Source organism: Filifactor villosus (genome assembly GCF_042652965.1).
In the GTDB taxonomy this organism is placed as follows: Bacteria; Bacillota; Clostridia; order Peptostreptococcales; family Filifactoraceae; genus Filifactor; species Filifactor villosus.
In genome coordinates this window covers 1-12,738 of record NZ_JBHSHL010000019.1, presented here as the reverse complement: position 1 = coordinate 12,738, position 12,738 = coordinate 1, and the positions used below count along the sequence as shown (strand labels likewise).

Genomic DNA, 12,738 nt, shown 5'->3' with positions numbered 1-12,738 from the left:
TTTATGTGTCAGTCCTCTAGGAGTTATGGATGTCCTTCTTCAACTGCTCGATCAGCTCCCTTGTTTTTTCATCAGTGGAGATCTCGTTGCTTATTTTTTCGCAGGCATGGATGACCGTAGTGTGGTCCCTGCCTCCAAACTCACTGCCGATCTTGGGAAGGGAGAGAGGAGTAAGTTCCCGGCAGAGGTACATCGCGACCTGCCTGGGATAGGCGATTTCTCTTTTTCGGGCTTTGGAGCTGAAATCCTCGACTCTTACCGAAAAGAAGTGAGACACCTTTTCCTTTATGAGGCCGGGGGTGATCTCGACGTTTCGGTTGATGTCGAAGATATCCTTGAGTGCTTCCTTGGCAAGTTCGTAGTTGATCTCCTTCTTGGTCAGATCCGCGAAGGCGAAGATTCTGGTCAGGGCACCCTCCAGTTCTCGGATATTGGATTTGATGTGCTTGGTAATGTACTCGATGACATCGTTGGGTACTTCCCTGTTTTCCGCCTGAGCCTTCTTGCGCAGGATGGCGATTCTTGTCTCGTAGTCCGGAGATTGGATATCGGCGATCAGGCCCATCTCGAACCTGGAACGCAACCGGTCCTCCAAGGTCCTTATCTCCTTGGGAGTGCGGTCACTGGAGATGATGATCTGTTTGTTGGCTCCGTGGAGGGCATTGAAGGTATGGAAGAACTCTTCCTGGGTCCCTTCTTTTTCCGCAATAAACTGGATGTCGTCGATCAGAAGTACGTCGACATCTCTTCTATACTTGCTTCTGAACTCTTCGTTGGTATCGTCCTTAATCGAGTTGATCAGCTCGTTGGTAAAGGTTTCGGACGAGAGGTAGAGGATCTTGGCATCCTTGTTTTTGGAAAGGATGTGGTTTCCGATTGCATGCATCAGGTGGGTTTTGCCAAGTCCTACTCCTCCATAGATAAAGAGGGGGTTATAGGCCTTGGACGGAGAGTCCGCAACCGCGATGCAGGCCGCATGTGCAAATTGATTGCTCTTTCCGATGACGAAGCTGTCGAAGGTATATTTCGGGATGAGGGTAACGTTGTTGGAGAAGCTCTCCGAACGCTTTTCCTCCGAAGAGTCCTCTTCCATCTCTTCCACGGAAGTGATGAGCTTGAGTTTGACCGTGCGGTTGGTCTGCTTGTCACAGATCTCCTGCAAGGGCTTCAAATGAGTATTTACGACAGTTTCGTAGATGAAGGAGCCGTCAGCGAGCAAGATAAGACAGTTGTTTTTTATTATTAAAGGATCCAAACGCTCGATAAAGGTCTCGAAGGAGTGTTTGGAAGGAGCTTGGGCTCGATATGCTTCTTTGATTGAAGTCCATAAGTCAATAACGTTCATTGGTTCCCCCTAGTGTAAAAATTCATTTATCCACAAAAAACATCTTGGACAGACACAGAGCTCATTGTCAAAAAGACCCTGTGGCTAAGTATGGGAATAAGATCCCGATCCTGTGTAAAGAGATGTGGATAAACTTGATCTCGGATATAAAGAAATCAGTTGTCCATAGCTTGTGGATAACACTTCAAAAAGATAGATCTCTGTCATTTGATAAGAAAAAAATAAATCTTATCCACATACTTATAAACACAATGTGGATAAAGTGGACAAAACTTTCAAAGTTATCCACATGCAAAAATAATATAACAAAACTTGGAAAAAACTTCAACATAATCTTGTGGATAAATTTAAGAAATCATTCACAAGGGGAGAGAAATTGGAGGTAAGGTTGGAAGAAAAATATTTTTTTAACAAATATAAAACTATTTGCCTCTTTTTTCTTTTTGTAAAGCTCATATCTCCAATATCAAAAATTGTATCGATACAATCGGATAAATTTTGCCGATATCCTGTTCAAATTCGTTTAATAACTTATAATAGTAGATAAGAAACGGAGAGTGGGGATAAAAGAGAAGGTAAGGGTTCGAGTAGGGTCCGTATCCTCGCTGATAAAAACGGAAAAGGAGAATTACAGAGATGAAAAAACAAAAACAGGATGTAAGAGATTTGGTTTTAAGTGCTCTTCTGATCGCACTTGTTACGGTGAGTACGATGTCGATCCAGATCCCCGTTCCGATGACCAGCGGGTATATTCACTTGGGAGACAGTATGATCTTTTTGGTCGCGATCTTCTTCGGCAGAAAAAAAGGGCTGATCACCGCAGGAGTAGGCTCGATGCTTGCCGATATTTTTTCGGGTTATGCACACTGGGCTCCGTTCACCCTCATCATCAAGGCCTGTATGGGTTATGTTGCTGGAAGCATCGCCTTTCGTAAAGAAGAGGGAGGAGCGTTTTTTTCAATCCGACTGTTTACGGCTCTGATTGCAGGAAGTTTGGTGATGGTAGGAGGTTACTTTGTGGGAGGTTCGATCCTGAAGTCGAGTATGATCGTAGCTCTGCAATCGGTTCCGGAGAATATGATCCAGGCAGGTTTGGGAGCGGGAATCTTCCTTGTTGTAGGTAAGGCATTCGATAAACTCTCCCTGCAAAGGTATTTTGAGAAGAGAGCTTAGGCTTTAGGGTCGGATCCGTTCCCTCTCAAAAAGAGGTGTTACCTCTTCTTTTACGGAGAAAAAAGGGACAAGCTTCTTTTTTTGCAACAAGGGATCCTGTAGGGCGGTTTTGTATGGAAGGCGGAGGAAAAAGATAAGACCTCTCTTTCTGTACTGCTATCCGATTGAAATACCCGGTTGTAGGACTCCGGAAGGTTTGAGGAGTTGAAGAATACGGTTGCAGGATACAACAACGAAAAAGAGAAGAGTATGAAAGAGGAAAAGATAAAAAAAATTCTTGACATATTACAACCGCGGACTTATAATACCTCTATAATGTAAAAATGCGGAATTTGACTTTAAACCAAGTTCGTATTTTGGAAAAGGAAGGCGGTGGATAGAATGAAAAGAACGTATCAACCAAAGAAGAGACAAAGAAAAAAAGTACACGGATTCAGAAAAAGAATGCAATCTCCGACCGGAAGAAATGTACTTAGAAGAAGAAGAGCAAAAGGTAGAAAAAGACTATCTGCTTAATAAAAAGGCCGCTCAGTGAGATGTGGCCTTTTTTTTTCACGTTTTGTTAACCGAGGTCGAAAGATGGATTTTTCAAGTTTAAAGAAGAATGAAGAATTTAAGAGGGTGTATCACAAGGGCAAGTCTTTTGCAAACAGGCAGTTTGTTCTCTATTATTACAAGAACGGAACAGAGAGCAGCAGGGTAGGTTTTTCCATTTCAAAAAAATATGGGAAGGCCGTCGAGAGAAACAAACTTCGCAGGAGGCTCAAGGAGATTCTTCGCTTGATGCAGGGAGTTCGAGAGGGCTATGACTTTGTATGGATCGCCAGAAGCGGCGCGAAGGAAGCCGATTACAAAGAATTGAGACATTCCGTAAAACATTTATTTCGAAAAACGAAGATGATGAGATGACAAAGATACTAAAAAAGATTATAATAGGCTTGATACGGGGATATCAGCTGTTCATATCTCCGATGAAGCCGCCGAGCTGCAGGTTTTGTCCGACTTGTTCGGCCTACAGCATAGAGGCGATTGAAAAACACGGAATTCTTAGAGGCGGGTATCTGGCAGTCAGGCGAATATTGAAGTGCCATCCCTTTCACGAAGGCGGATATGACCCGGTTCCTGAAAACAACAGAAAAACATAGGAGGTTATCAGCTTGACAACTGCAATTGCAAATCTACTGGGGATGCTCTTGAAGCTACTCTACAATCTTGTAGGACATTACGGAGTTTCCATTATTCTATTTACGATCATCGTAAAACTGGCAACCCTTCCCCTCACCTTGTCACAGAACAAGTCGATGATGGAAGTGAACAAGATCCAGCCCTTGATCCAGGATATTCAAAAAAAATATCCCAACGACAAGAACAAACAGGCGGAGCTTACTTCCAAGCTGTACAAAGAGCACAATGTCAACCCCATGATGAGTTGTCTGCCCCTGTTGATCCAAATGCCCATCCTATTCGGACTGTTCAAGGTCTTGAGAGATCCCGTCCTCTACGTGTTCGGGACACAGGCGCTCTACGACGCTGCCGACACGGGTTTTCTCTGGCTTGAAAACCTCAAGAACCCGGATGTCATTATGGTGGGAGGATTTGCGGTACCCTTTATTTTCCCTTTGATCGCAGCCCTTGCTCAGTTTATAGATTCCAAGATGATGATGGTAAAACACGAGAAGAAGAAGGAAGGCAAGGCACCCGAAAAAGAAAATCCGGGAGAAGGGATGCAAAAGTCCATGACCTATATGATGCCCCTGTTTATCTTTTACTGGGGACGTCAATTTCCTGCCGGGCTGTCCATGTACTGGGCGGTATCGACACTGTTTTCTATTGCACAACGTAAGGTAGTGGAAAGAATGACACTTGCCAAAGAAGAAGAAAAAATTGTCAGTGGAAGGAGAAAATAATGATGAAGTCTGTTGAAACGATCGGAAAAACAAAAGAAGAAGCAATCCAAGAAGCCATTTTGCAACTCAATGTGACAAGAGACAAGTTGAAGATCGAAGTGATCGAAGAAACCTCGAAGTTTTTGGGTTTGTTCGGTTCGAAAGAATGTAAGATCAGGGCTACCTTGTTGGAAGACACCAGAGCCAAAGACGCTGCCGATGCCTTCTTAAAAGGCTTGTTTGAAGTATCCGGCCTCAACTGCAGCTTCTCCTTAAGCAAAGATGAAGAAGAGGTCCTGCATACCAAGATCGAGGGCGAAGATGCGTCTTACCTCATCGGAAGAAGGGGAGATACCTTGGATGCACTTCAACTTTTGACTAATTTGGCAGTGAACAAGGAATTGGAAGATTATCAAAGGGTGATGGTCGATGTGGAAGACTATCGTCAAAAGAGGGAAGAGTCTTTGACGAACTATGTCAAGAAGATGGCTCGTCAGGCGGCAAAGCAGAGAAGAACCATCAAGCTCGACGCGATGAATCCCTATGAGAGAAGGATTGCTCATTCCGTCTTGCAGGACGATCCCTATGTAACGACCTACAGCGAAGGCAAGGAGCCTTATCGCCGAGTTGTAATCACCTTGAAGAAATAAACTAAAAAACAAGCGAAAAATCCGCCAGTTTTAATGCAGGTGGATTTTTGTTTTTCAACCAAGCTATGTTTTCTCTTGGGAGCAGGTTATCATTTTTCTCTTTCGCTTTTCACATGTATGCCTGATATTAATTACTATTATCTATTAAAATTGTCTGGGTGAGAAGTTTGAATTCTACAATCACTCAAAGCGTTTCTGGTAAATACATATTTCTGTTCATCTGACATTTTAAATGGAGAATAGTATAAAATCATCTCATAGGTATCGAACCTGGAATCAACGGACAATTTTAAACGACATACCGATTACTTTAATTTAAGCAACAAGATGGAAACTCCTTACCGGATTAAGGGACATTAAACATAAATATATTTGTAGTAGGTTTTAGTGCGAGTAGGGGAGGAGGTATATACTTAGAATTTTTAAATAGCAAATCAATATCTAAATAAAATAATATATTGATGGAATTGACAGGACGGATTCTTTGTGATAGGATGAAAACAAATAAAAAATTCATAATGAAAGTTTGGCTGGTAGATAAACTTGTACTAATCAAAAGTTTTTTTCGAGATTGGAAAAAGCTTATTCGATACTAAGAAGGGTTTATTTTTAATAGGGAAGACGGGTGAAATTCCCGCGCAGTTACCTCTGCCGTAACGAGGACGAAGAACAAAAACCACTGTTTGAAGCAACGGGAAGGTGTTCAAAGGATGAATCGGAGCCGGAAGACCTGCCTGTCAAATTGCTTTGTTCTTGGGATAAGAGGGTAAAAGCAGAAGCGTTAATCTAAGAGAAGGATGATGAAACACTCTTCGGTGTCCTATTCTTTGTGGGTATCGGACTCTTCACCGGATTCTGTCACTTAAGTCAGATTTTTCGTACAAGAGGACGGTTTCTTTTGTGAAGAAGATGGGCGGTTAGGACTGAGTCTCTTTTATTGTAATTCTTTAAAATCAAAATCGATATTCAAAATACTCTCGTTTTTCAAGGCGAAGAGTGTTTTTTATTGTATGGAAGAAGCTCTCAGCGGTTGCGGGAGAAGTCTTGTAGAGCTTCTTTATCCTAAAACGAAAGGAGATTATATAATGAAATCGAAGTGGAAAACTGTGTCTAGGAGGGTAATGGCACTGCTATTAAGTCTTTTACTGTTTTTTCCGAATTTTGTGTCACCAGAATCCTGGGCAGATGAGTTTTTAACAAGTATGGAGGTGCAGATGAGCCCTTTATCAAGTGCGGATGATTCGGAGGTTTCCAGTGGGGAAGATCCGGTGTCGGAATCGTCTGGGAATAATTCCGATACTAAGATACAGGGCAGCCTTCCCTTTGAGATTCGATACTATAAGGATGCAGATTGGCATGGGATTGAAGGGGGAAGGCTCAGCTTTGAAGCGGGAAAACGTTTTGAATTAAAGACGGTGTTTCTCGATCAGAGCGACGGAGAGCTTAAACACGCCTATGTTAAATTTGAACTGGACGGCCAATCGGTAGACAGCTATCCATTCAATGACAATGAAGTCTTGTATGCAAAGAGGGATTGGAACCGATGGAACAACGCTTGGATCCTCCAGGCAAAAAAACCGGGACAGGCAGTGATCAAAATTACGGTTCCGGATTATGAGCCTGTTGAGATCGTGGTGGAGGTTCAGGAAGTTCCTCCGAAGCAGGATGGGGAAAATCCTTGGGATATAGAAACAAAGCAGGATTTTGATTTTTTCCATACAGCTTCTGAAGGAGATAACAAACTTGGGGAGAAATGGTTGATCTACAAGCCTTATGAACAGGAGTATACACTTAAGGCAATTTTAGTAGAAGGAAAAGAGTATGATTCTTCCAAAGAGTGGACATGGAACTGGTCGATCCACAGTGAAGGTGTTACGGAACATACACCGGCGATTAAAAGAATTTCTTCCGATGAGGATACCTTTACATTTAAGGTTCTAAGACCAGGAGAAGAGACAATTTCTGTTTGGATGTCCAGTGAAGACGATGAGGAAGAATTTGAAGGCAGCATTGATATTCATGTCTTAAATCAAACTGCCGAGACAGATGAAATTGCTTTCTCATACAAGAAGGATGAGGATTGGATACCGATTCCCGCAACATTGAATCTGGACTATGACTTTGGGAATCATATTCATTTTCTTAAAGCTACAGCACCGAACTCAAAACTGATAGAGTGGAAGATTCCTCCTCAAACACAGGAAGGACTTCGACTTATTCGAGACGGTTCTGACACCTTGAAGTTTGAACTACTCAAAGCAGGAAGGTTTACGCTTACAGCTCGAGAGGGGGAAGCTCGAAGAAATATTGTAGTCAATGTTGAGAAGGCAGGGACGCCTCGTTTGAGATACCAGGTGGAAGGAGAATATACCCGCAGGGATATCGCCGAGGAAGGACTTCGTTTAACCAAAGACGGACAGGACGTTCTTGTATCGGTGGATAACGGTGAAGCAGGACTGCAGTATACAGCCGCTCCGGAGGGGATAATAGATGTTTCCGGTACCGATCTTGCAACCGTTCGACCCCGAGGTGTCGGAAAGGCGGTTCTGACAGTGACATCCCCAAGCGGAAAGGTTGCAGATATCGATGTGACAGTAACCGAAAAGCCTCTTACCGAGGTGAAAATCAGCCCTCGCAAAACCGAAATGGAGGTCGATGAGAAGCTTGTTCTGAATGCGGCAGTGGCTCATGCAGAACCGGGTACTGAGGTAACATGGAGTGTGGACAAACCGGAACTTGCAAGGATTGATGAAAACGGAGTTCTCCATGCTCTGAAGGAAGGTGCGATCGTCGTTACCGCAACGGTGGGGACCGCTTCCGACAGTATTCGGTTAGAGATCAAATCAACGGTATCTCCCAAGGTCTATTTCTTGAGCAAGTCGGGAGAAAAACGCTATCTTGACGACGAAGATACCATTACCTTGACTGTTTTAGACGAGGGAGAGTTCTATCTCGAAGGAGATAACGTCGAAGCAACTCACTGGCATGCGAAAGAGAAGTATTATTTGACGGAAACGGAGTATGCCTTCCATTTCTGGATTGATAAGTTCTCCCGATATCATCCACGTAAGGTCGGAGAAAAAGAAGCGGTTGTGACTTACAAACGTAATGGAAAACTTGCTACACGAAAGTTTATAATCAAAGTTGTTCCGAGTAAGATTGAAGAGATTAAAGCCTTTGTAGGAGATAGAGAGCTTACAATGGAGAATCCGATTCAGGTTCAAGGTTCCGAAAGAACATGGATCGTTGTAAAGGGAAGATTAAAGGGACAACAAGAATTCAGAGAGTTACCGACAACGGCATATTTTCTTAAAAATGGAGAAAACAAGCATATTATAGGGAACAGTTTTGCTCTTTGGAAACCGGAGACTTTTGAAATCAATGTCTTTATGAGAGATGATCAAAGTGTCGAAACAAGTTTTAGAGCAAGATCTACCTATGTTCCGGTAGACGGTTTCTTGGGAGAGGTACCGACGCTGTGGTATATGGACGAATGGAACAAGATGAACGGGAAGTTTAACGGAATCCGCTGGTATGAAAGCCTCGACAAGGGATATACATTGAGGGTATCGCCTGAAAATGCAAGCGTCCGGGACCTGAACTGGGAGGCGCTTACACCCGAGATTGCACAATATGATCCCCTGTATTCCAACGGAATCGTTCCCAAGAAACCGGGACTTGCCAAATTCCTCGTCAGCAGTGCGGACAATCCGAATGTCAAGAAGGAAGTTCAGGTGGAATTCCGTTACAAGACACCGCTTCAATCTGTGAGCGCCGATGAAAAATACGAAGTACAGGCGGGCAGGGTGAAGAATCTTGTCCTGAATGTCAAACCATCCAATGCATCGGAGCAGCGTTTCCACTGGAGCTACAGTGAAGAAGGCATCGTTAAGGTGACCGACACCGTGAACGTGGATTCCTCCAATGTGAATATTCCCAAGTGGACCACGCATTCGATGCGTTCCATCAGACCGGGAAGAGTAACCGTTACCGGAACTCCTTACGATCAGACACAGGGAGCGAAACCCGTCGTATTTGTCGTGGAAGTAAGAGGTTTGGGAGAAGAAAACACCATCAAGGATTTAAATGAGATTTTGGATTGGGCGCAGAATAAAATGTCTGTGATTACTGAAGAATATACTTCTTATGAAGAGACAAAGGACTATTGGAAGATTGCCGAAATCGGAAAACTCGGAAAAGAAATCAAACAAAAAGACTTGGATTATATTCACAAAGGTTTGTTTGAGGATGCAAAGATAACCGACGATGTGGCAATTTTGTCAAAATCCGTGTTGGCACTTCGTGCAGCCGGAATCGATCCCGAACAATACTATGGACAAAACTTGATCAGGAAACTGTGTAAGTCCAAGGTTCCTGATAATATTTACAGGCTTTCTCCTTATCTTTGGGCCCTGTCCTCTGACAGCTATTCGGTTCCATACCTCAATGAATGTATTGATGAAACCATAGCTCAAATTTTGTCGTTGCAGGACAATGCCACAGGACTTTGGGGAGGAGAATACTGGAGCGATACAACCGGTTTTGCCTTGTATGCTCTTGCTCCGTACTATGAGCGTGAAGAGGTAAAATCCGCTGTGGAACGTGCGGTTAACGGAATTTCAGAGAAACAGGATGCAAGCGGCTCCATTGCCGACAACTCCAACAGTCTGGTCATGGTAGCGGGAGGATTGTGGAGTTCGAATCCTGCATATTTGACGGATTCCAGATTGGTTAAGAACGGAAAAACCATGCTTCATGCTTTGAAAGAGTATGATGTTGCTTCTTCCTATGAGTTTTTATGGCAAAAAAATTCCGATTTTGGAAAACCGATGGCAACCGAGCAGGCGTATAGAAGTTTGATTGCATATTTTGCGGGAAACACCTTTGATTATAGAACAAGTTCCAAGCGAGGCATCGGAGATCTCGATGTTGATGCTGAGCACGAGAGAGAAAAAGTCGTTTTGAGAGAAAAACTTGAGGCGGTAGAATCTGTTCTGAGAGAAGAGTCCCTGTATGACGATGAACAGATCAAACAATTGAGTGAAGAAGCAAAAAAAGCAAGGGCACTTTTGGAAGATGGGACATCGACAAAAGAAGAGTTGAAACAAAAATCATCACTCTTGGAACGCCTTTTAAACTCTCTTCGTAAGAAAGAGATCCCGGGAGGCTCTTCCGAGGACGAAGGTATGATTACGGTACACTTTACTTTGAAGGGAATGGAAAAACAGGGAAGCAGTGAACAGATGTGGATTCCTAAGACAGAGTATAAGATCCCTAAACACAGTAAGGTTATCTACGTATTTGATAAGGCATTGAAACACAATGGTATCGACTATCACAATTCAGGAAACTATATTTCCAAGATTAAATCTCCGCTTGACAACGAGTGGTTGGCAGAGTTGGATAACGGAAAATATAGCGGCTGGATGTATACTGTTAACGGAGAACATGTGAAGTACGGTTTGGAAGAGTACGAACTCAATGACGGAGATGACGTGGTCTGGCATTATACCAACGACTATCGAAAAGAAGAAACACCTTCCGGCTTCGGTGGAGGCGGTTCGGGCGGTTCATCTCAACCTTCCCGGGAGGGAAGTGCGAAGGTCAAGGTCGAGCTGTCAAACGGTGTGGCAAAGCCTGTCTTGGACCAAAAGTTCAAGAATATGTTGGCCTTGAGTATCGAGGAAGTAAAACATCAGGAGAAACCGACCGTTTTTGTAGATCTTATGGGAACCAAGGGTGCAAGAGAGGTTCAAATGCAGCTGGATAAAGAGGTATTGGAAACTCTTACGAGCAGAAAGGAACTCGGATTTGGAATCAAGAGCGATCTTCTGACACTTTCCTTTGATCCCAAGTCGGTGCAAATCTTGGCACAAGCTCAGAAGGACGCAGGAAAGAACATTGAGATTCGGGTAGGCAAGGTAGACAATATTACGCAAGTTCTTCAGCGTATGTCGAACCAAAAACAGACAACGCCCCTCGGTGCAAAAGCACTTGAGGAAATAGAGGCAAAGATAGGAAAACGGCCTGTGTTTGAACTCAAGACGGGAGCGGGAAAAACAGCGATATCCGATTACAAGGACGGAAGCCTGAAAGTAACCTTCCCTTATAAGCTTCAGACAGGAGAGACCAAAGATAAGATGACGGTTTACCATATCGGAGAAGACGGCAAGCTGACACAGCTTCAGGATGTCGTTTATGATGCAGTGGCAGGGGAGATGACCTTCCGGACCAATCATCTTTCTTACTACGGAATTGGAGAAAAACAGGCTCAGGAAGAGCAGGCACCTATCAAAGAGGTTCCCGGATTCTCCGACGTGTCCGAGGAACAGTGGTATGCGAAGGCCGTCCATGCCTTGGCGGAGAAACAAATTCTCAAAGGACGTGAAGACGGAACCTTCCGACCGGAGGCGAATATTACGAGGGCGGAGTTTGTAACCATGCTGGCAAATCATGCCGGAGCAAATGTTTCATCCAAGGAAGAAGTCTTCGGTGATGTAGACGGAGAATCGTGGTACTATGCTCCCGTTGTATGGGCAAAACAAAATTCCATTGCGGCAGGAGACGGAAATTACTTTAGACCCGATGCACCGATTACAAGGGAAGAGATGGCGGTAATTCTGAACAACTATGCTGTTTATCATCCTGAATTGGAGCTTATGAAGGCAAATGACGCAATTGATTTCGCAGATGAGGCGAAAATTCATTCGTGGGCGAAGGACGCGGTGAAGACCATGCAGGCAAGCGGCATTATATCCGGAAAGGGAGCTAACCGTTTTGAACCTTCTGCAAAGGCCAACCGTGCGGAAGCGGCACAGATGATGTATCAACTGTTGCAAAAATAAAAAATGTTCGATAAGAATGCCTAATCGGGAAAAAGGGGATGTTATATGCAAAAAAGGCTCAAATCTACAAGGGTTGAACATTGTTCCAACAGTCAGAGAACTTGCAGATAAAACAGTTCAAACAGGTAGTAACTTCCTTCCCTTATTTTTCTCATGAAGGTTGTTAGGAGATATCAAAGACCTCGGAAGTCATCTTTCGGGGTCTTTTTATTTCCTCGGTATCATCGGCCGTATCGTTTGACCTCCATCGTTACTCAAGCAGTTTTTATACTATTGTTCCTTTGAATAATGGATATCAACGACTTGCACTCCATAGAAGAGAAAACGAATTTTCGTGGTTGCAAAACAGATATAGCCATACTTCTATCGAAGAATAGTATTATACTACTATTCTTTTGAATAGTGGATATAAACACTCTGTGATCCATAGAAGACAACATGGTTTTTCGTCATCGAAAAATAGATATATCCATACTTTTATTGAAAAATAGGATTATACTATTGTCTATTAGAATTGGCAGGTGGTTTAAAACATAGAATCCTCCAAATTGTTTTTTGGTAATAATATATTCTGTATATCCGGCGTTTCAAACGGAGAATAGTATTAATAACGAAATATTCGATTTCTCAAATATTTCAAAGGCAGAGTAGTAGGATATCCAAAAGACTTGATTTGTTGTAAAATAAGTATAATAAGAGGTGATGTCGAGAAATTCGACTTCTTCATACCTAAAATACATTGTTTTGATAGTCGTGGCAGACATCATCGCCTTTCTAGAGCGTGTCTACGCAATACTTTACAAAACGTAAAAAATGTGAGATACTCGTATAAAACAGAG

The 12,738-nt window shown here is 43.2% G+C and carries 8 protein-coding genes and 1 riboswitch; of the genes, 7 read left to right on the top strand and 1 reads right to left on the bottom strand.

Annotation, left to right across the window (positions count from 1 at the left end; all coding sequences use genetic code 11):
* Positions 1-16 precede the first annotated feature (16 nt).
* The gene (gene dnaA, locus ACFO4R_RS05550) at positions 17-1,345 is read right to left on the bottom strand and encodes a chromosomal replication initiator protein DnaA (protein WP_379788055.1); all 1,329 of its coding nucleotides are present in this window, start codon (positions 1,343-1,345) and stop codon (positions 17-19) included.
* 636 nt (positions 1,346-1,981) lie between these two features.
* Here dnaA and ACFO4R_RS05545 point away from each other — a divergent pair.
* The 7 genes from ACFO4R_RS05545 to ACFO4R_RS05515 all read left to right on the top strand — a co-directional run bounded on the left by ACFO4R_RS05545 (position 1,982) and on the right by ACFO4R_RS05515 (position 11,899).
* Positions 1,982-2,518 (top strand): ECF transporter S component, encoded by a 537-nt coding sequence (locus tag ACFO4R_RS05545; RefSeq protein WP_379788054.1) that lies wholly within the window; start codon positions 1,982-1,984, stop codon positions 2,516-2,518.
* Between the two features lie 381 nt (positions 2,519-2,899).
* Positions 2,900-3,034: a 50S ribosomal protein L34 gene (gene rpmH / locus ACFO4R_RS05540; RefSeq protein ID WP_379788053.1), complete on the top strand. Its 135-nt coding sequence runs from the start codon at positions 2,900-2,902 to the stop codon at positions 3,032-3,034.
* 63 nt (positions 3,035-3,097) lie between these two features.
* Positions 3,098-3,427 carry a ribonuclease P protein component gene (gene rnpA, locus ACFO4R_RS05535; protein ID WP_379788052.1) on the top strand — a complete coding sequence of 110 codons (330 nt, stop codon included), beginning with the start codon at positions 3,098-3,100 and terminating at the stop codon, positions 3,425-3,427.
* Positions 3,424-3,663 carry a membrane protein insertion efficiency factor YidD gene (gene yidD, locus ACFO4R_RS05530; protein WP_379788051.1) on the top strand — a complete coding sequence of 80 codons (240 nt, stop codon included), beginning with the start codon at positions 3,424-3,426 and terminating at the stop codon, positions 3,661-3,663. The genes rnpA and yidD overlap by 4 nt, the downstream gene beginning before the upstream one ends.
* Before the next feature lie 12 nt (positions 3,664-3,675).
* On the top strand, positions 3,676-4,425 hold the full coding sequence (locus ACFO4R_RS05525; RefSeq protein ID WP_379788050.1) for a YidC/Oxa1 family membrane protein insertase: 750 nt from the start codon (positions 3,676-3,678) through the stop codon (positions 4,423-4,425).
* Positions 4,426-4,427: 2 nt separating this feature from the next.
* Positions 4,428-5,054, top strand: a complete 627-nt coding sequence (gene jag / locus ACFO4R_RS05520) for an RNA-binding cell elongation regulator Jag/EloR (RefSeq protein WP_379788049.1) — start codon at positions 4,428-4,430, stop codon at positions 5,052-5,054.
* Positions 5,055-5,636: 582 nt separating this feature from the next.
* Positions 5,637-5,806, top strand: a riboswitch (cobalamin riboswitch).
* A gap of 462 nt (positions 5,807-6,268) precedes the next feature.
* On the top strand, positions 6,269-11,899 hold the full coding sequence (locus tag ACFO4R_RS05515; RefSeq protein WP_379788048.1) for an S-layer homology domain-containing protein: 5,631 nt from the start codon (positions 6,269-6,271) through the stop codon (positions 11,897-11,899).
* Positions 11,900-12,738 lie beyond the last annotated feature (839 nt).